This is a genomic window from Listeria monocytogenes (genome assembly GCF_041765605.1).
In the GTDB taxonomy this organism is placed as follows: Bacteria; Bacillota; Bacilli; order Lactobacillales; family Listeriaceae; genus Listeria; species Listeria monocytogenes_D.
In genome coordinates, this window is sequence record NZ_CP168900.1 from 615,399 (window position 1) to 634,624 (window position 19,226).

The 19,226-nt window shown below is 38.0% G+C and carries 17 protein-coding genes and 1 riboswitch; of the genes, 11 read left to right on the top strand and 6 right to left on the bottom strand.

What is annotated here, in order from left to right; genetic code table 11:
- The first annotated feature begins 142 nt into the window (after nt 1–142).
- On the top strand, nt 143–970 hold the full coding sequence (gene hisJ, locus AB2Q86_RS03050) for a histidinol-phosphatase HisJ (RefSeq protein ID WP_012581846.1): 828 nt from the start codon (nt 143–145) through the stop codon (nt 968–970).
- Here hisJ and AB2Q86_RS03055 read toward each other — a convergent pair.
- Entirely contained in the window at nt 955–1,251 is a 297-nt protein-coding gene (locus AB2Q86_RS03055; protein ID WP_003727270.1) for an MGMT family protein, read from the bottom strand. The two genes, hisJ and AB2Q86_RS03055, sit on opposite strands and share 16 nt — an antisense overlap.
- 76 nt (nt 1,252–1,327) lie before the next feature.
- Between AB2Q86_RS03055 and AB2Q86_RS03060 the strand changes: the two genes are divergently transcribed.
- Nucleotides 1,328–2,359 carry a nucleoid-associated protein gene (locus AB2Q86_RS03060; protein ID WP_012581845.1) on the top strand — a complete coding sequence of 344 codons (1,032 nt, stop codon included), beginning with the start codon at nt 1,328–1,330 and terminating at the stop codon, nt 2,357–2,359.
- A 42-nt stretch (nt 2,360–2,401) separates the two neighbouring features.
- Here the strand turns inward: AB2Q86_RS03060 and AB2Q86_RS03065 are convergent, their stop codons facing one another.
- Nucleotides 2,402–3,697, bottom strand: a complete 1,296-nt coding sequence (locus AB2Q86_RS03065) for an NCS2 family permease (protein ID WP_003729313.1) — start codon at nt 3,695–3,697, stop codon at nt 2,402–2,404.
- A gap of 93 nt (nt 3,698–3,790) precedes the next feature.
- Nucleotides 3,791–3,892: riboswitch (purine riboswitch) on the bottom strand.
- A gap of 120 nt (nt 3,893–4,012) precedes the next feature.
- On the opposite strand from AB2Q86_RS03065, the gene AB2Q86_RS03070 reads away from it, so the two are divergent.
- The 3 genes from AB2Q86_RS03070 (at nt 4,013) to AB2Q86_RS03080 (ending at nt 8,067) form a co-directional block, all read left to right on the top strand.
- Entirely contained in the window at nt 4,013–5,407 is a 1,395-nt protein-coding gene (locus AB2Q86_RS03070) for a glycoside hydrolase family 1 protein (protein WP_003729314.1), read from the top strand.
- 43 nt (nt 5,408–5,450) lie between these two features.
- Nucleotides 5,451–6,179 carry a GntR family transcriptional regulator gene (locus AB2Q86_RS03075; RefSeq protein ID WP_003721369.1) on the top strand — a complete coding sequence of 243 codons (729 nt, stop codon included), beginning with the start codon at nt 5,451–5,453 and terminating at the stop codon, nt 6,177–6,179.
- A 424-nt stretch (nt 6,180–6,603) separates the two neighbouring features.
- Complete coding sequence (locus AB2Q86_RS03080; RefSeq protein WP_012581844.1) at nt 6,604–8,067, top strand: MucBP domain-containing protein; 1,464 nt, start codon at nt 6,604–6,606, stop codon at nt 8,065–8,067.
- Nucleotides 8,068–8,120: 53 nt separating this feature from the next.
- Here AB2Q86_RS03080 and AB2Q86_RS03085 read toward each other — a convergent pair whose 3' ends face one another.
- Nucleotides 8,121–8,579, bottom strand: coding sequence for a threonine/serine exporter family protein (locus tag AB2Q86_RS03085; protein WP_003729316.1), 459 nt, complete (start codon nt 8,577–8,579; stop codon nt 8,121–8,123).
- Between the two features lie 13 nt (nt 8,580–8,592).
- Nucleotides 8,593–9,345 (bottom strand): threonine/serine exporter ThrE family protein, encoded by a 753-nt coding sequence (locus tag AB2Q86_RS03090; RefSeq protein WP_003729317.1) that lies wholly within the window; start codon nt 9,343–9,345, stop codon nt 8,593–8,595.
- A 163-nt stretch (nt 9,346–9,508) separates the two neighbouring features.
- Here AB2Q86_RS03090 and AB2Q86_RS03095 point away from each other — a divergent pair, with 163 nt between their 5' ends.
- The gene (locus AB2Q86_RS03095; protein ID WP_003729318.1) at nt 9,509–9,718 is read left to right on the top strand and encodes a YdbC family protein; all 210 of its coding nucleotides are present in this window, start codon (nt 9,509–9,511) and stop codon (nt 9,716–9,718) included.
- Nucleotides 9,719–9,739: 21 nt separating this feature from the next.
- A complete protein-coding gene (locus AB2Q86_RS03100) occupies nt 9,740–10,396 on the top strand; it encodes an alpha/beta hydrolase (protein WP_012581843.1) in 657 nt (218 codons plus the stop codon).
- Nucleotides 10,397–10,426: 30 nt separating this feature from the next.
- Here AB2Q86_RS03100 and AB2Q86_RS03105 read toward each other — a convergent pair whose 3' ends face one another.
- Both AB2Q86_RS03105 and AB2Q86_RS03110 read right to left on the bottom strand, forming a co-directional pair.
- Nucleotides 10,427–11,611, bottom strand: a complete 1,185-nt coding sequence (locus AB2Q86_RS03105; protein WP_012581842.1) for a class I SAM-dependent rRNA methyltransferase — start codon at nt 11,609–11,611, stop codon at nt 10,427–10,429.
- A gap of 87 nt (nt 11,612–11,698) precedes the next feature.
- A complete protein-coding gene (locus AB2Q86_RS03110; RefSeq protein ID WP_012581841.1) occupies nt 11,699–13,111 on the bottom strand; it encodes an invasion associated endopeptidase in 1,413 nt (470 codons plus the stop codon).
- A 424-nt stretch (nt 13,112–13,535) separates the two neighbouring features.
- On the opposite strand from AB2Q86_RS03110, the gene secA2 reads away from it, so the two are divergent.
- The 4 genes from secA2 (at nt 13,536) to AB2Q86_RS03130 (ending at nt 19,218) form a co-directional block, all read left to right on the top strand.
- Complete coding sequence (secA2, locus tag AB2Q86_RS03115) at nt 13,536–15,866, top strand: accessory Sec system translocase SecA2 (RefSeq protein WP_012581840.1); 2,331 nt, start codon at nt 13,536–13,538, stop codon at nt 15,864–15,866.
- A 115-nt stretch (nt 15,867–15,981) separates the two neighbouring features.
- Nucleotides 15,982–17,154 (top strand): AI-2E family transporter, encoded by a 1,173-nt coding sequence (locus tag AB2Q86_RS03120; protein WP_012581839.1) that lies wholly within the window; start codon nt 15,982–15,984, stop codon nt 17,152–17,154.
- A gap of 257 nt (nt 17,155–17,411) precedes the next feature.
- Complete coding sequence (locus AB2Q86_RS03125) at nt 17,412–18,125, top strand: WxL domain-containing protein (protein WP_012581838.1); 714 nt, start codon at nt 17,412–17,414, stop codon at nt 18,123–18,125.
- A 67-nt stretch (nt 18,126–18,192) separates the two neighbouring features.
- Nucleotides 18,193–19,218 (top strand): DUF916 and DUF3324 domain-containing protein, encoded by a 1,026-nt coding sequence (locus AB2Q86_RS03130; protein WP_012581837.1) that lies wholly within the window; start codon nt 18,193–18,195, stop codon nt 19,216–19,218.
- The last annotated feature ends 8 nt before the right edge of the window (nt 19,219–19,226 follow it).

Below are 19,226 nucleotides of genomic sequence, written 5' to 3' on the forward strand. Positions count from 1 at the left end.
TCCTTTACAATATTTTAGTTTATTAGCATATTAGCACGTTAAAGTGTTTTTGTAAATAATGAATAGAAAAATAGTTGCTTATGGTATAATTAGTGTACCATTTAGAGCACTTAGGGAAAAGAATTTTGAAAGAGGGTTGAATATGAAAAGAGACGGGCATACGCACACAGAATTTTGTCCACATGGTACGCATGATGACGTGGAAGAAATGGTTTTAAAAGCGATTGAACTGGATTTTGATGAGTATTCTATAGTAGAGCACGCGCCACTTTCGAGTGAATTCATGAAAAATACAGCTGGGGACAAGGAAGCTGTGACAACGGCTAGTATGGCAATGAGTGATCTCCCTTATTATTTTAAGAAAATGAACCATATAAAGAAAAAATATGCGAGCGATTTATTAATACATATCGGGTTTGAAGTGGATTATTTGATTGGTTATGAGGATTTTACGCGGGACTTTTTGAATGAGTATGGGCCGCAAACCGACGATGGTGTGTTGTCGCTGCATTTTTTAGAGGGGCAAGGTGGTTTTCGTTCGATTGATTTTTCAGCGGAGGATTATAATGAAGGAATTGTACAATTTTATGGCGGGTTTGAACAAGCGCAACTTGCTTATTTAGAAGGTGTAAAACAGTCAATTGAAGCGGATTTAGGACCATTTAAACCGCAGAGAATTGGGCATATTTCATTGTTTCAGAAGTTTCAGCAATTCTTTGGGGCGGATACAAGCGATTTTTCTGAGGAAGTAATGGAGGAATTTCAGGCGATTCTTGCTTTAGTAAAGAAACGTGACTATGAGCTTGATTTTAATACGGCGGGACTGTTTAAACCACTTTGCGGAGAGACATATCCACCAAAGAAAATAGTGACATTAGCTAAAGCGTTACAGATTCCGTTTGTCTATGGGTCAGACTCGCACGGTGTTCAAGATATTGGGCGCGGTTATGATACTTATTGCCAAAAATGATCTTTCATTTTGACGTGTCCATTCTCTTTAAACGTCACACCTTCTGATAAAAGTAGCTCGCGTTGTTCTTCCCAGCCTGGGACAAGTCGACCAGCTGCATTGACGACACGATGGCAAGGCGTAATTTGGTCACGCTTCGAATGTTTTAGCGTAGCGCCTACGAGTCTGGCGTTTTTGGGAAAGCCAATCATATAAGCGATTTGGCCATATGTAGTCACTTTACCGCGCGGAATTTGGCGCACGACTGTATAAACACGATCTTCAAAATCTGCTGGAATCATTACGTACCTCCATTTGTTCATAATAAATTTAGTATACAGGAAATATCTATTTTATAAAAGTTAGGATGATAAAGGAATGCCAGATTTTTCATACGCAAAAATTACAAAACTCGTGGTCCATTTTGCTGGAAATAAAGCGAGAGAAGAAGGAACAGAAGTATCAGCGAATGTGCTCGCTGATATTGGTTCAGAAATGAATCAAACACTAGCTTCGATTTTCTTAGAGCCATTTAAAAAAGATGAATATTATCAATTTACGCATGAAACAGATTTAGATTTTAATGAAGTTCGTACTTTTGCTTCGAATATGTTTGTCGCGGAGGAAGAGTTTCTGGATGAATCCAAGAAGATTTTAGAGCATTTATATAGCGAAACAACCCACCCGAATATTAAAAGTGGCGATGTCTGGATTTTCTTTATTGAGGGCTGCGTTGTCGATGGTGATTTCACGAACGGAATCGGGATTTTTAAAGTCGAAAACAAAGAAGTTTTTCTTAAAAATGATTTCAACGGCAGAGAATTCCAAATTGGCTATGATAAAGGGATTACCGGGACTGATTTAGATAAAGGTTGCTTGGTTTTCAATGTCGATCATGACACGGGAAATAAAGTGTTGATTTTAGACCGGCTTAACCGCGGAGATTCGGTGTATTGGAAAGATAAGTTTTTGAGTATTGATAAGATAACCGATGAGAAATTTTACACGGAAGGTTTTGTGGAAGTTTGTACGGATTATATTAAACAACGCGAGGAGTCACTGCTTGATAAATCTAATTTTGTAAAAGCGACATCGGAATATTTAGCAGGCGAAGAGACGTTGAATATTGCTGAATTTGCTCGCACGACAATTGAAAAACCGGAAGAGATTACTGAATTTAACACGATGGTGGATACATTTGAACGAGAAAATAATGTCCGTTTTCCAGAAACATTCCAATTAGATGAAGAAAAGCGCGAAAAACTATCGAAAAAAATACGTAAAACGATTAAGCTTGGCAAAAATATTTCGGTTGTTGTGAAAGATTTAGAACAGCTGGAAGAAACTGATTTTGTACAAGGATATGATGAGGAAAAAGGCAAAAACTACATGATTGTGTATTATGATTAAACGAAAAAACCGAGGATGCGGAATCCCCGGTTTTTTTGCTGTCTAAACGACGAACATAAAGTACAGTATAAACAGTACCATCATCACGTACATAATCGGATGCACTTCTTTGTAGCGTCCTTTAAGTACCATGGTGATTGGGTAGAAAATGAAACCAATTGCGATACCAGTAGCAATAGAGAAGGTAAGGACCATCATTAAAATAACGAAAAAGGACGGAACCGCTACTTCGAATTTAGTCCAATCAATATGAGCGACATTTCCAATCATTAAAATCCCAACGATAACAAGTGCTGGCGTCGTAACTGCACTCGTAATCACGCCAAGAAGTGGTGAGAAGAAAAGGGATAGCGAGAAACAGATGGCAACTACAACTGCAGTTAAACCTGTCCGACCACCAACCGCAACCCCTGCAGTAGATTCTACATAAGAAGTCGTTGTTGAAGTTCCGAAAATCGCTCCAAATACTGTTGCCAGCGAGTCAGAGAATAGGGAACGACCTGCGCGCGGAATTTTGTTATCTTTTACAAATCCAGCTTGAGTCGCAACCGCAACAAGTGTTCCGGCAGTATCAAAGAAATCAATGAAGAAAAATGTCAAAATAACAATGAGCATTTGTGGTGTAAAAATATCTGGTAAGTGAATAATTGCTTGACCAAACGTTGACTCCATACTTGGTACAGATGAAACAACTTGAGTCGGCACATCAATCAGTCCAAACAACATTCCAGCAACAGCGGTTGTTGCCATTCCAAAGAAAATCGCACCTTTCCAACCAATTGTCATGTAAGCAACAGTAACAACAATCCCGAAAACAGCCAGTAACACTGGGCCAGAATGTAAGTCACCAAGCGCTACAATAGTAGATTCATTTGGCACAATAATTCCAGCATTTTTAAGCCCTAAAAAGGCGATAAAAAAACCAATCCCTGCGCCCACTGCGAATTTTAGTTCCGTTGGGATTGCATTAACGATTTTTTCACGAAGTCCAGAAATAGTTAAACAAATGAACACTAAGCCAGAAACGAGAACACCAGCTAGCGCCGTTTGCCAAGGAATTCCCCACTGCGCACAAACGGTATAAGCGAAAAATGCATTTAGCCCCATACCTGGTGCAAGTCCAATCGGGTAATTAGCGATTAGCCCCATTGCAAGTGAGCCTACAACAGAAGCAAGAATCGTTGCCACAAAAACAGCTTTTAATTCCATTCCAGTTGTTGCAAGCATAGATGGGTTGACGAAAAGTACATAAGCCATCGACAAGAAAGTCGTTAGCCCCGCGAGTATTTCTGTCCGAACAGTCGTCTTGTTCTCGCGTAGTTTGAAAAATTTATCCATTAAAAAAAGCCTCCCTATTTATGTTGTCGCACATAACGGAAAGAGCCTAGGTAAAAAAGGGAATAATAAATAAAAATAGCAAAAAAATCCCTATTAAATTTTACAATAGCTCGTAGCCTGGCATTTTACGGTTGCCTGGTAGAAACGAACGGTCCATATTACCGAACTTATACGACTTTATTATTGTAGCGGATTAGCCGATTTTTGGCAATACGTGTAAGAAATAAAAATAAAAAACGAACTTTTAAATAAATAAGTTTATACTTTTAAATAAATAAGGTATAATAAAAGCAAATAATAGTTGGAGGTAGAAAAATGACTTATAAATTTCCAGAAAATTTTTGGTGGGGAAGTGCAGCATCCGGCCCACAAACAGAAGGCGCAGCAAATGTAGATGGCAGAAAACCAAGTATTTGGGATCACTGGTACAAAATCGAACCAGGTCGTTTCTTTAACGATGTAGGACCTACGAATACATCTAATTTTTACTATCAATATAAAGAAGATATTGCTTTAATGAAACAAACTGGGCATAATTCTTTCCGTACTTCGATTCAGTGGTCACGTCTTATTCCAGATGGTATTGGCGAAGTGAATCCGAAAGCGGTTGATTTTTACAATCGCGTTATTGATGAAATGCTTGCAAATGACGTGGAACCATTTATGAATTTATATCATTTTGATATGCCAATGTCGATGCAAGAAAAAGGCGGTTTTGAAAGCCGTGAAGTAGTTGACGCGTATGCAACTTTTGCAAAAACTTGTTTTGAATTATTCGGAGATCGCGTGAAACATTGGTTTACTTTTAATGAACCAATTGTTCCTGTTGAAGCGGGCTATTTATACGATATGCACTATCCAAATGTGGTTGATTTTAAACGTGCGACTCAGGTTGCTTACCATACTACTTTGGCACATGCGCTTGCTGTTAAAGAATTCCACGCACTTGAAATTCCAGAAGGCCAAATCGGAATCATTTTAAACTTAACACCGTCGTATCCAAGAAGCCAAAATCCGGCAGATTTAAAAGCAGCTCATATTGCGGATTTAATTTTCAACCGTAGTTTCCTTGATCCGGTTACAAAAGGGGAATTCCCAGCTGACCTTGTAGAAATTATTCGCGAACATGACGCGCTTCCAGAATATACCGAAGAAGATTTGGCGATAATTAAAAACAACATTATTGATATTTTGGGTGTAAATTACTACCAACCGCGTCGTGTGAAAGCGAAAGAATACGCAGCTCACCCTGATGCACCATTTATGCCAGAACATCTTTTTGATAACTATGAAATGCCTTACCGTAAAATGAATCCGTATCGTGGCTGGGAAATTTTTGAAAGAGCGATTTATGATATTGCGATTAATCTGCGCGACAACTACGATAATATCCCGTTCTTTATTTCTGAAAATGGTATGGGTGTAGAAGGCGAAAGTCGCTACCGTAATGCAGATGGAATGATTGAAGATACGTACCGAATCGATTTCATTAAGAGTCACTTGAAATGGCTTCATAAAGCAATTGAAGAAGGCGCTAATTGTCACGGTTACCACCTTTGGACGTTCATGGATTGCTGGAGCTGGGCGAATGCTTACAAAAACCGTTACGGCCTAGTAGAAGTAGATTTGGACAATGATTTCAAACGTACTGTAAAAGCTTCTGGTCATTGGTACAAAGAACTTTCAGAAAACAATGGTTTTGAAGACTAAATGTGATAAAATAAAAGTATTATGTGTAAAGAGGTGAACTTCCGTGGCTCAGAACCAGACGAAATATAGCTTTATTGCTGAAGAAATCCGCAAAAGAATTATGAATCACGCCTATCCGCTTAATCAACCTATTCCTGATGAGATAACTTTGGCGAAAGAGTTTGATTGCAGTCGAATGACAATGAAAAAGGCGCTTGAAGTACTTGTACTTGAAGGCTTACTATATCGTAAACGCGGGCATGGTACTTTCATTATCAAATCGGCGCTGGACGCGGACCGCTTGCAGATTCATAACCAAGAGGTAAACGGCTTCACTAAACTTTTGAACGGCAAGAAAGTTATTAGTAAAGTAATCGAGTTTAAAGTCATTTTTCCAACTGAAGAAATTGCAGAGCGCCTTCATATCGAAATGGAAACGCCAATCTATGATATTCTTCGTGTTCGGCTAGTGAAAGATGAACCATATGTATTAGAACACACGTATATGCCAGTTGGGGTTATCCCAGGCATTAACCAGCAAATTTTAGAAGGTTCGATTTACTCTTATATCCAAGACGATTTGAACCTGAAAATTGCTAGTTCGTACAAACAAATTCGCGCAGATAAAGCAACACTGCTTGATCAGCAATATCTTGACTGCGCTTCAGATGATCCCGTTGTTGAAGTAGAACAAACCGTTTATTTAAACAACGGTCTCGCGTTTGAGTTTTCCAGATCGCGCCACCGTTATGATAAATTCGTGTTTACTACCGTTAATATTGCTAGACGTTGAAAAGACGCTAGACAAAGTGAGCAATCATTTTGTCTAGCGTCTTTTTTGAATATCTAAGCAGTTTAGATTCAATTCTATACAAAAGAATTTGATTGTTCACAAAATAGACATATTTACACGATTGATAATAATTTAGGATTCTTGTATAATATTTAACCCAATTACGCACAAATTTTAAATATAGTTCTACCGTTTAGGCTATATGGAACTGTGGAAAGAAATAATATTACTCCTAGTATAAGATTATTTAAATAGTTTAAAGAAATCATTTTTGTTCACAAAATAGACATATTTCAACTCATTGATTATGTTTTTTGCCTAATATATAATTGTTGAGCTCAATTAAGCGCTAGTTTAGTACTCCTTTTGATAGGAGCGTGAGCAGTTAAAATGAGAAATTAGTTATATGAGGAGGGATAGTACTATGAAGAAAAAATACTTTCTTTGTGTATTCGCAGTAATATTATTTTTCACAGGTTTTCTTTTTGGAAATTCACCGGTGAATGCTGCTGAAACTGATACAAGCAATGTGACGTATAATTACATTGATATCAGCACATTAACAGAAACGCAAAAAAATAGTATTATCAAAGGAAATCCAAACGAGACACTTACAAATGATTATGAAAATTATTCCTTTGTGTATCAAAAAAACACATCAGAACCAACTACAAATACAGATAATACTTCTGACAATAATAAAAATCAAAATGGGACACTATTAAAAGCGGGAGATGTTGGCCCAAATAGCTATTTAATCATCCTTGGGTTTATTTTATTCGGAAGTGGTATTGGACTTCTTACATTGAAAAAAAGACACGCCAGACAGCTGCTAGTATTTCTTGTTGTCCTTGGCGGTAGTAGTTTGTTAGTCGGGTCGATTGTCCAAGCAACAGAAAATAGTAACTTAAAAACTCAAGAATCTCAAACAGTTGCAAAAGGAACGAAAGAAACGAAACAACCCGAATCAATGGAAGGGTATACGTATGTAGGATATATACATACAAGTAAAAATAATACACCTCCCGTAGTTGAAAAAGGGACTGTAACTGTAAACTATCAAGATGAACAAGGAAATTCACTGGCAACTAGTGAAACACTCAAAGGCGACATTGGCCAACCATATCAGACTGCAACGAAAAATATTGAGGGATACCAATTAAAAGAAGTGAATGGGAATACAACAGGAACTTTTACAGAAAAAGCTCAAGTTGTTACTTATGTTTATCAAAAAGTGCCTTTAGCTACCGTAACTGTTAAATACCTCGATCAGGATGGAAACAAAATCCATGATCCACAAACAATTAGCGGTAATATTGGCGAACCATATGATGCTTCAACAGATAAATACAAATTACAAATTGAGGGATACACATTAGATACAACGAAACTGCCAAACAATGCAAATGGTACTTTCACTAATCAAGCTATAGAAGTAACGTATATCTATACGAAAGAAGCGCAAGATGTTAAAATAACAATTAAATTTGTTGATAGCAATGGGGATCCATTTGTTTTAACGGATTTAACAACTTATAAAAACGGCGATTTAGTACCTATTTATCCTAATTTAGATCAATATCATATGAGATTAAATTACAATCAACAAATTTATAATCAAGGTGAAGCGGTGCCTGATATTGTTATTCCAGCTAAAGAAGGGGAAACATATTCGTTACCGGAAAGAATGACCTTTAATATACTGGATGATCAAGGGAAACAAATCCCCTACGTTATTTCGCAAAATGCCGATTTCAGTAGTACTGGGATTGAGAGATGGGAAAACTACCAAAGTATACCAACCAATCGCGAAGGAACGCTGACTAGCGAAGATGTGGTGGTTACGTATCAGATACTTGTTTATGGGGTTATGATTCCTGAGCCATAAGTAAATCAAATTATTCGATAATAAAAAAGCAATCTCTTCTGGAGATTGCTTTTTTAAATACGTTCTTTCCGTCCACGAAATGCCCTAATACTATGATTGAATACTTCTGAGAGCATTAATCCCGCTGCTATAGCGCCAGCAACCACTGTAACTTGTACAGAAAAGCCAATCGCTTCCGTATAATCACCTAACACAAAATTCCGCACGGCTTGGTAAGCGAGGCCCCCAGGAACGAGTGGCACAATTCCGGGAACGTTAAATATCGTAATCGGCATTTTTTTATGTTTCGCAAAAAAGTGACTCAGAATTGCGACGACGAAAGCGCCGGCGAGGGAAGACGCCCCTGTTCCAGAATCCATTTGCATCAAAGTCCAGTAAGCCATCCAGCCAAATGTTCCTGTAATCCCGCAAGCATTCAGCGCTCTTTTTGGCACATTTGTAATAATCGCAAACGTCACCGTCGCAACGTAACTCAGCACTAATTGAATAATGATAGTCCAAACTAAATCCATTATAGCGCCTCCTTTATAAGAAAAAGCGGAAAACAACCGCGATTCCAATTCCTATTGCACAAGAAGTAAGTAGCGCTTCCGTTCCGCGTGCCATTCCACTAAGCAAATGCCCAGCAATCAAATCCCGAACCGCATTCGTAATCGGTACCCCGGGAACAAGCGGCATCACGCCACCGATAATCATCGTGTCCAGATTAATACCCCAACCAATCGAAATCGTCAAAACAGCTAAGAGTCCGACACTTAATGAAGCTAAAAATTCTGCTAGAAACTTCACCTTCATAAAAATCTGCGTGTAGTAAAAAATAATAAAACCAATAGCGCCAATGATACAAGTCGGAATAAAATCAAACCAACCCCCACCAAAAATAACCATCAACGATCCACTAACGAGTGATGCCGCAATAATCTGCAACCAAATAGGGAAGTAGCGAACATCTTTATCTAAATTAACGAGCTTTGTATGTAATTCTTTTAAGGAAATTCTCTTTTCCGCGAAATCCCTAGAAAATTCATTGACCATAGACACTTTTTCTAAATTAATGGTTCTTGTCGGAATTTGCTGTAATTGCACATTGCGTTCACCTTCAAGCGACATAAAAAGCCCAGTTGGCGTCACGAAACTAATTCCTTTTTTATTACTAGCGATGGTGGCGATGCGGTTCATTGTATCTTCCACACGGTACATTTCCGCGCCGCTTTCCATCATTATTTTGCCTGCCATTAAGCATGTTTCTAGCAAATAATCTGTTGTTTCATTCGACATAACTAAGCACCTCCAACCCTTTATTCCTTCTCAATCGTAACGCAATCAAATCAAAAATTCTAGTGGGAAGGGTGCATTTTTTGAATTTGCGATTGTTTCAATGTGATTTGGGGTAAATATTTGATAGTATGTAGATATAGAATCGGAAAGGATAAGGATTATTTTGGCGAATATTGAATATGAAATCATCGAAGAAATTGGCGTATTGTCCGAAAACGCGCGTGGTTGGCGGAAGGAATTAAATAAAGTAAGCTGGAACGGTCGCCCACCTAAATATGATATCCGCGACTGGTCAGAGGATCACGAGAAAATGGGAAAAGGGATTACACTAACTGACGACGAGGCAGAAGCACTAAAAAAACTGTTAGATTAAGGGCTGGTGTATAGGATGAGAATGTTTGCTTATGATATTTACGAACCAATTGGTAGAAAAGATGGGGATACTTTTCCGGTAATTTTTGGTCTGCATGGTTTTGGTGGCGATGAGCTGGAGATGGCGGGGCGTCTAGAGTTATTAATGGACCGCTTTGTTGTTGTTTCCATGCGTGGAGATGTAGATTATGGTCCTGCTTATGGCTTTTATCATATGGTGACAGAAGGGGACCCGAATCCGCGTGAGGTAGATTATATAAGCGAGCGTGTTGCTCAGTTTATTGATAAAATTTGTAATGATTACACCTCGATAGATAAAGAACAAGTTTTTCTTGCGGGTTTTGATCAAGGCGCAGTTTTAACGATATCCATTATGCAAAATTATGGAGGTCAATATAAAGCAGCAGCGTTACTAAGCGGACGTTTGCCATATTATATGGAGGAAAGACCCGCTAACTTAATGTTGAAAGACAAGCGAATTTTTATCGGTCACGGGATTGAAGATGCTGTCATTCAAATTTCTGAAGCAGACGACATTGCTCAATTTTTCGAAAAAATGGGTTGTAAGGTGGAAAAGCATCGTTATTTTGTTGGACATAATGTCAACGAAGCGGAGGAAGATGACTTATATAGCTGGTTTGAAAGCTTTCTGCCAAATCAATCAGTGAAAAATAAATAAAAAAACAGCGACCACAATGGGTCGCTGTTTTTAAATATCCAAAGTAAGAAAGAGTACTTTTAAATAATTCCCCTCAGGAAAGTTTTTATTTACGGTGAAATCTGCAGGTAAGGAGTGGGTTTCGATAATTTTGTAAGAACGGTCGCTTGTTTGGAAGGCTTCCGCAATTAATTTTTTAAATGCTTTCATCCCGAAGCCGGCGTAGTTAGTGGAAGCAATGATAGTACCATTTGGCGCTGTAATATCAATGATTTCACGAAGCATAGCTGGGTAATCTTTTGCTGCGCGGAAAGTAACTTTTTTGGTGCGCGCAAAGCTAGGTGGATCAACAACAACTAAATCAAATGTTAATTGTTTGCGAGTCGCATATTTGAAATAATGAAAAACATCTTCTACGATAATTGCTTGCTCACTTGGGTCAAGTCCGTTTACTTCTAATTGTTCTTTCGTTTTGCTGAGTGAGCGGCCAGCCACATCTACACTTGTCGTTTTACTCGCACCACCAAATAAAGCCGCCACTGAGAATGCCCCAGTATACGAAAATGTATTCAAGACGTTTTTAGAAACTGCGTAATCTTCACTAATTCTTCTGCGGACATCGCGCTGATCTAAGAAAATCCCAGTCATCCAACCATCATCTAAGTAAGTTGCATAATTGATGCCATTTTCTTTAATAATAAGTGGGAAAGTCGCTTTTTGACCGGCGACAAAATCATCTTTTGTATCTTCTTGAAAGCGTCTTTTTTCATAAATACCTTTTATTTCTGGGAAAGACAAGAAGATATCAATAATCATTTTTTGGAAAGCATAGATACCTAGGCTGTACCATTGGATTACGAGATAGCCATCGTAGTAATCAACTGTGAATCCACCAAGACCATCGCCTTCACCATTAAAAATTCGGAAAGCAGTAGTAGAGTCATCTGTAAATAAAAATTGACGTTTTTCGATTGCAGCAGTAATTAGGCTCTTTAGAAAGTCTTCATCTAATTGCTGTTTCTTGTCCCATGTGAAAAGCCAGCCGCTACCTTTATTTTGTTCGCCGTGGTAGCCTCTAGCGATAAATTGACCATTCGTATCAGTTAGTTCTAATACGTCGCCTTCTTGTAATTCTTTGGGCCATTTTTCGATACGTTCTTTAAGAATTAGGGGATAGCCTTCTTTATAGCCTTTTGTGAACTTAGGGAAGACTTTTACTTTTATCAGGTTCTTCATCATGCACCGTCTTTCATTAAGATAAAATTTCCAACAAAAAACCTGTGAAGCGAACTGTCTGCTCCACAGGTTACTTTAAGTTATTAATTATACGCGACCGAAGCCAACTAGATATTTACCCCAGCCAGAGCCGTGGATGTTATCGTATTTAACGCCATTGTCTTGCGCGTTAATCATTTGACCATTACCAACGTAGATACCAACGTGAGAAATTCCGCTACCATAGTCAAAGAATACTAAATCACCAGGTTTTGCTTGAGATTCAGAGATTCTTGTAGTGCTAGCGTATTGTGCGCCAGAAGTACGTGGAAGGGAGATTCCCGCTTTAGCAAATACATATTTAGTGTAACCAGAGCAATCAAATGTAGTTGGTCCGTTACCACCCCATGAATAAGCTTTTCCAAGATGTTTTTGAGCTTCTGCAATAATAGCACTTGCACTTGAATTGCTGTTATTGTTGGAAGAACCTTGGTTAGCATTTGTGTTCGTGTTTGTATTTGTGTTTTTAGATGGTGTACTTGTATTTGTATTATTTGTGTTCGTTTTATTAGCATTTGTATTTGTAGATGGTGCAGGTGCAGGAGCTGGTTTTGCAGCTTCTGTTGGTGCTTTAGGTGCTGTTTGTTGCTGTGTAGTTGTTTCTTTTTTCTCTGTAGTAGCTGTATTTGTATTCGTATTTTCTTTAACTGCTGGTGCTGCTTGTTTTTCAGCTGCTGGAGCTTCCGTTTTCACTTCTGCTTTTGGAGTAGCTGTATTAGCAGTTTGTTTAATAGCAAGTTTTTGACCTACATAAATAGAAGAAGAAGATAAATTATTCCATGACATAATGTCTTGAACAGATACACCGTATTTTACGGATAAAGCCCAAATTGTGTCACCACTTTTAACAGTGTGTGTAGTAGCGTTTTTGTCTACTACTGGAGTTTCTTTTGTTTCTGCCGCTTTAGGAGCAGGTGTAGTTGCTTGCGTTGTTTGTTTTACTTCTGTTTTTGTTTCTGCAGCAGGTGCAGCTTGTTCAGTAGTAGCTTCTTTTTTCACTTCTTGAGTTGTTGTTACAGGAGTGCTTGCTACTTTGTCAGTTAAGTATTTACCGTTAACGAAACCAGTTTTTCCATCGTTGTAAGTAATTTTGTGCCAGCCGTTAGATTCTGTTGTTTCAACAGTTACTTTAGTGCCGCCTTTGATGGACGTAATAATGCTGTTATCAACACCAGCGCCAGTACGGACGTTTAGCCAAGTTGCGCTAACAGATTTCTCTTGTTTTTCTGTTTTAGCGACCTCATTTACTTCAGTCACTTGTAATTTTTGACCCGGTACGATTTTATCAGTTGTTAAATTGTTTGCTTTTTTAATTGCGTCGACAGTAGTCCCTTTACTTTGAGCGATACCCCAAAGAGTATCTCCAGCTTCTACTACTACTGTGCTAGCGGATGCGATTGTTGGAGCAGCAAATGCTGTTACCGCAATCCCAGCTGTAGCCGCGATAGTTGCTTTTTTCATGTTCATAAAACTCCTCTCTTTTTTCAGAAAATCCCAGTACGTAATTAAGTATTTGAGAATTAATTTTATATTGATTAATACTAAGTTTACCCAGTTTTTACTTAAAAAACAAATGATGCACGAATGGTTCTAAAGACATGAGAGGACTATACCAACTATTTGTAATAATTCTGTAACAGTAAAAAAACGAACATGCATTCTTAGGGCTTGAGATGTACTGCTAGGTAAACCTTTATAGTGTAAGTAGGATGTGAACGTTAATCAACAACTTTCGCTATGGGAAACCTATTGTTTTTTGTTAATAGAAAAATTTAATACATTTGTAATATAAAAACCGGCAGTTTTTCCGCTCTTTGTAACTCGAAATGAATTGCCAGATGCATTTATGGTATTCTATAATAGAAGGTATGGAGGATGTTATATAATGAGACAGAATTATGATGATCGCAAAATAGTAAAACAGTACCGAGAAATAGCCCGCCAAATTGTAAAAAAAGAGGGCTTATATAAAAATATGGATCAAGCTGAACTTTGTGAACAAACCAATTTTTGGCGCGAGAAGTTCAAGACAAAACCAATGACGGAACGAGACAAAGTTAATATTTTTGCACTGGCAAGAGAAGCAGCAAGTCGGATTATCGGTTTGGATGCAGTAGTAGTGCAATTAATTGGGGCGCTCGTTCTTGGGGATGGCAAAGTGGCAGAAATGAAAACCGGTGAAGGTAAAACATTGATGTCGTTATTTGTTATGTTTATAGAAGTAATGCGTGGTAATCGTGTGCACCTTGTTACTGCCAATGAGTATTTAGCTAGACGTGACCGGGAAGAAATTGGGCAAGTTCTAGAATATCTCGGTGTCTCTGTTGCGCTAAATGAATCTGGTTTAGACAAAGAGCAAAAAAAGGCGATTTATACAGCAGATGTTATTTATGGAACGGCTTCTGAATTTGGCTTTGATTATTTACGCGATAACATGGTACGCCAAAAAGAAGATAAGGTACAGAGTGGACTTGATTTTGTTTTAATAGATGAAGCAGATTCGATTTTAATTGATGAAGCGAGAACGCCATTACTCATTTCTGACCGTAAAGAAGAAGATTTGTCACTTTATCATAAAGCGAACGAGCTAGTAGAAAAGATGATGAAAGATGATTATGAGATGGAAGAACATAAACGCTTTGTTTGGTTGAATGATGCGGGAATTGAGAAGGCGCAGAGGTTTTGGAAGGTCGACTCACTTTATTCTGCCGAGGCGCAGTCTGAGCTTAGAATTACAATGCTTTTAATGCGCGCTCATTTCTTGATGCACAAAGATAAAGATTATGTGGTGCTTAACGATGAAGTACTAATCATTGATCCACATACTGGTCGTGCGCTTCCCGGCCGTCGCTTCAATGATGGACTTCATCAGGCAATTGAGGCGAAAGAGGGCGTGGAAGTAAAAGAAGAATCACGCACGCTCGCAACCATTACTATCCAAAATTATTTCCGGATGTATAAGAAAATTTCTGGAATGACTGGGACGGCTAAAACTGAAGAAGAAGAATTCCGTCAAATTTATAATATGGATGTCGTAGTAATCCCTACCAACCTGCGTGTAAACCGGGAAGATATGCAAGATGACATTTTTTATACGAAAAAGGAAAAAGGACGCGCGATTGTATATGAAGTTTCGTGGCGTTACGAAAAAGGGCAGCCAACTCTAATCGGAACTTCTTCTATTAAAAGTAACGAATGGATCAGTGGCTTGCTCGATGCGGCCGGAATCCCTCACCAAGTATTGAATGCGAAAAACCATGCCCAAGAAGCAGAAATTATTGCCAAAGCTGGGAAACGCGGGATGGTAACTTTAGCAACAAATATGGCTGGTCGGGGAACGGATATCAAGCTGGACCCAGATGTGCATAAGCTAGGTGGACTAGCTGTAATTGGTACAGAACGCCATGAAAGTCGTCGAATAGATTTACAGCTTATGGGACGTTCAGGTCGACGTGGTGACCCTGGTTTCAGTAAGTTTATGATTTCCTTGGAAGACGATTTGTTAGAGCAATTTGAAAGTAAAAGCTGGGAGAAACTTTCCGCGAAACTTAAACGCAAAGCGCCACGTGATGGGAAGCCAGTTAAATCAAGAAAAATTCACGCTGTCGTAGTCGACGCACAAAAACGTCTAGAAGGAGCAAACTACGATATTCGTAAAGACTTGCTTTCCTACGATGAAGTAATCGATTTACAACGCAAAATGGTATATAAAGAACGCGATTTATTATTAGAAAGAAATAAACTTGGAGTCTCTTCCGAAAAAATTCTACGTGAAGTGGCCGAATATTCCTTTATTCATCCAAGTGATATTTCGGAAGAAGAGTTGGAAATTTATTATTCCCGTCAAAAAGAATTGCTTGGCGGAACCAAATTCCCAGTCTCTTTTGACCAAGTAACATTAATGGAACCGAGAGAAGTTGTAGAAGAAATCGTATCTTGGCACAAAAATGAACGTAATAAATTCCCGGTCGAGACAATTGCTGCAATAGAGCGAGAAGTGTATTTGAATTTAATGGACCAAATGTGGGTTATGCATCTCGATGCAATGGTTCAATTACGCGAAGGTATCCATTTGCGAGCATATGGACAACAAGATCCGCTTGTCATGTACCAAAAAGAAGGTGCGCTATTATTTGAGAAATTCCAAGCAGATTACCATTTTTACTTTGCTCATGCCTTGCTTGAACTTGACCCAGATGGTCTAATTCAAGGTTAAAATACAACCTACGTCTGATTTTTTCTAATTTCATGGGTAAATTAGTGAGAACGAGGGTATTAACCTATATAATAGTAGCAAGCAAAAATAAATTTAGACAAAAGAGGGTGGTAAAGTGAAGGGATCATTCACAAAGTTTAAACAATTTTTTATAGAAAACAAATTTGTGTTAGGGTTACTAATTTTTCTTTTAGTAGCACTTGATATTTATGTATTAACTAAGATTGCCTTTATTTTTGATCCGTTAATGGTAATTCTTAAAACCGTAGCCGCGCCAATCATTTTAGCCGGGATTTCTTACTATTTATTTAATCCTATTATTGATTGGTTAGAAAAACATAAGTGGAAGCGGGGCTGGGCGATTGCATTACTTTATTTAGTGATTATTGGTTTAATCATTTTACTATTTAGTTTTGTTATTCCTGCTGTGAAAGATCAGATTGTTAGCTTATTCAAATCATTCCCGGGTTATTGGGATCAAATTACACAGAAATTTGACGAGTTTAGTCGCTCGAGTTTGTTTGATCAAATAAAAGATAAATTGAATACAAACATGAGCGATATCATGAAGACTCTTTCGACAAAAGGCACGTCGGTAATTAATAGCGCTATTTCAAGTATTGGTAGCATTGTTGGGACGGTAACAGAAGTGGTCTTAGCGATAGTAACCACACCGCTTGTTTTATTCTACTTATTAAAAGATGGGAAAAAATTACCAGATTTCCTACTAAAAATGTTACCAGTAAATGGTCGTGCGCATACTCGCCAAGTGCTTGGTGAAGCAAACCACCAAATCAGTTCTTACATTCGTGGACAAATTATCGTAAGTTTATGTATTGGTATTTTGCTATTTATCGGTTATTTAATTATCGGTCTACCATACGCATTAACACTTGCTATTATCGCAGCGTGTACGAGTATTGTTCCTTATTTAGGACCAGCCATTGCGATTACACCAGCAATTATTATCGCGATAGTTACTTCTCCTTGGTTATTAATTAAATTAATCATTGTATGGTGTGTCGTTCAGTTACTTGAAGGTAAATTCATTTCTCCTCAAGTAATGGGTAAAACGTTAAAAGTACACCCAATCACGATTTTATTTGTTATTTTAGTAGCCGGAAATCTATTCGGTGTACTAGGGGTTATCTTCGCAGTACCAGGTTATGCGGTACTTAAAGTCATCGTAACGCATGTATTTATTTGGTTCAAACGTATCTCAGGTCTTTACGGTGAACAGCCTGTAAGTGAGTATGTAGAACCACCAACAGAAGAAAAAGAATTATAAAATTAAAACACGGGTAGTTAGACTCCTTTTCTAACTGCCCGTGTTTTTTTATGTGTTAAAAATTAATGTTCACAAAAAAGACATAATTTTTCTCTTTACAAGCTGAACGTAGTAGCAGAGTGATTTTTATGTAATATTTATTACGAAAAATATATAGTAACATGAAGTTTTTCTCTATTTTTAATAAATTGTACATTGAATTGACGCATTTTTCATCATAATATGAAGCCAATGAACGAGGAAAGGGGAAACAAACAATGACTATCAAAAAAACATTAATTGTAGGATTAATTGGCATAAGTTCAGTCACACTTTTTGCACCATCTGCTTTTGCAGTAACTTCTGAGGGAGATTCAAAAGCAACCGTTAAATTTAAGGCAGGGACAGGTGTTGTTAACCCGGTTGACCCGGAAAACCCAACGAAACCAATTGACCCGTTAGATCCAAGTAATCCAACTGATCCAGGGACTGGAAACACAGGTTCATTGACATTGGATTATGTGTCTTCTGTAAATTTTGGAGAACAGGAAGTATCATCCACGGAACAAAGCTATTCCTCCACATCAAGAAAACCGTTTATCCAAATATCTGACCGTCGTGGAACAGGCGCAGGTTGGAAAGTGACAGCAACTGCAACCGCTTTTCAAAATGAAGATGGTGCAGCTTCTTTATCTGGAGCAACACTATCCTTTAAAAACGGAGAAACGGCTTCGGCTAGCACAACAGCAACGACACCAACTGCTGCTCAAACAGTTGAATTACCGACAGATGGAACTTCGATTGTGAGTGTTGTTTCGGCAAAAGCATCTGAAGGTATGGGAACATGGATTAATCGTTGGTTTGGGGCTACACCAAATGATACAGCTAGCTTAAACGATAATGTGAAATTAACGATACCAGCAGGAAGCGCAACACTTGGAGACCATGAAGCAACTATTACATGGACATTATCTGACGCGCCAGGAGTTTAAAAAATTTGCGTTTAGAATTCTCTTCTAGACGCAAACTTTTTATTAAGACGATGGAAGGAAGGTTTAATTGAAGAAAAGTTTTCTTAGTTTATTGTTCATTATTCCGTTATTAGTGACATGTAGCAATTTTACAGAAGCGAGGGCGGCAGAAGGAGATGTTGGCTATTCTGTTCAAGCTCATATCCCTGCCAATCAAATAGATAAAAGGCAAACTTATTTTGATTTAAAAATGCAGCCAAACCAAAAACAAACAGTAGAAATCGATGTAATGAATAGTTCGAATGAAGAAATTCAAGTGGAAGCAGCAATCAACTACGCATCCACCAATCGAACTGGTGTCATTGATTACACCAAAAATGATCTTACGAAAAAAGATAAAAGTTTAGAATATCCACTTCCAGAACTAGCTAAAATTCCAGACGACCAAAAACTCCTAACGATACCAGTAAATGGCAAAAAGACCGTCCGAGTGATGATTGAAATGCCTGCTGAATCGATTGATGGCGTTGTATTGGGCGCAGTAGAGTTTAAAAAGAAAAACACCAAAGAGACAAAGAAAACAAAAGGTGTCTCCTTAAAAAATGAATATTCCTATATTGTCGGCATGCAACTAGCTGAAACCGACAAACAAGTCAAACCACATATGAATTTACTAAGTATCAAACCGGCACTCCTCAACTATCACACAGCGATAGTTGCCAACTTACAAAACGATCAACCAGTCATTCTGGAAAACCTAAGTATTGATGCAAAAGTCTATCAACAAAATTCGGATAAATTACTTTACCAAACAAAGAAAGCGAATATGAAAATGGCGCCAAATTCCAATTTTGATTTTGGGATTGACTTGGAAAATCAACCTTTAAAAGAAGGTAAATACAGATTAAAAATGACTGCAACGAATGGCGTGGAAACCTGGAGTTGGGACGAAGCGTTCACCATTGGTAAAGAAGGACAAAACTTAAATAAAGAAGCAGTAAACCTAGAGAAAACGAACACATGGCTTTACGTTGCGATTGCTGCTGGTGTGGTTCTTATAGCACTAATCATCATCTTGGTTATAAGAAAACGAAGACAAAAACAAGAAAAATAAAGAAAGGA

Excerpts from the sequence above, each read along its gene's own strand:
- hisJ (WP_012581846.1), top strand. The coding sequence starts at position 143 with ATGAAAAGAGACGGGCATACGCACACAGAATTTTGTCCACATGGTACG.
- AB2Q86_RS03055 (WP_003727270.1), bottom strand. The coding sequence starts at position 1,251 with ATGATTCCAGCAGATTTTGAAGATCGTGTTTATACAGTCGTGCGCCAA.
- AB2Q86_RS03060 (WP_012581845.1), top strand. The coding sequence starts at position 1,328 with ATGCCAGATTTTTCATACGCAAAAATTACAAAACTCGTGGTCCATTTT.
- AB2Q86_RS03065 (WP_003729313.1), bottom strand. The coding sequence starts at position 3,697 with ATGGATAAATTTTTCAAACTACGCGAGAACAAGACGACTGTTCGGACA.
- AB2Q86_RS03070 (WP_003729314.1), top strand. The coding sequence starts at position 4,013 with ATGACTTATAAATTTCCAGAAAATTTTTGGTGGGGAAGTGCAGCATCC.
- AB2Q86_RS03080 (WP_012581844.1), top strand. The coding sequence starts at position 6,604 with ATGAAGAAAAAATACTTTCTTTGTGTATTCGCAGTAATATTATTTTTC.
- AB2Q86_RS03085 (WP_003729316.1), bottom strand. The coding sequence starts at position 8,579 with ATGGATTTAGTTTGGACTATCATTATTCAATTAGTGCTGAGTTACGTT.
- AB2Q86_RS03090 (WP_003729317.1), bottom strand. The coding sequence starts at position 9,345 with ATGTCGAATGAAACAACAGATTATTTGCTAGAAACATGCTTAATGGCA.
- AB2Q86_RS03100 (WP_012581843.1), top strand. The coding sequence starts at position 9,740 with ATGTTTGCTTATGATATTTACGAACCAATTGGTAGAAAAGATGGGGAT.
- AB2Q86_RS03105 (WP_012581842.1), bottom strand. The coding sequence starts at position 11,611 with ATGAAGAACCTGATAAAAGTAAAAGTCTTCCCTAAGTTCACAAAAGGC.
- AB2Q86_RS03110 (WP_012581841.1), bottom strand. The coding sequence starts at position 13,111 with ATGAAAAAAGCAACTATCGCGGCTACAGCTGGGATTGCGGTAACAGCA.
- secA2 (WP_012581840.1), top strand. The coding sequence starts at position 13,536 with ATGAGACAGAATTATGATGATCGCAAAATAGTAAAACAGTACCGAGAA.
- AB2Q86_RS03125 (WP_012581838.1), top strand. The coding sequence starts at position 17,412 with ATGACTATCAAAAAAACATTAATTGTAGGATTAATTGGCATAAGTTCA.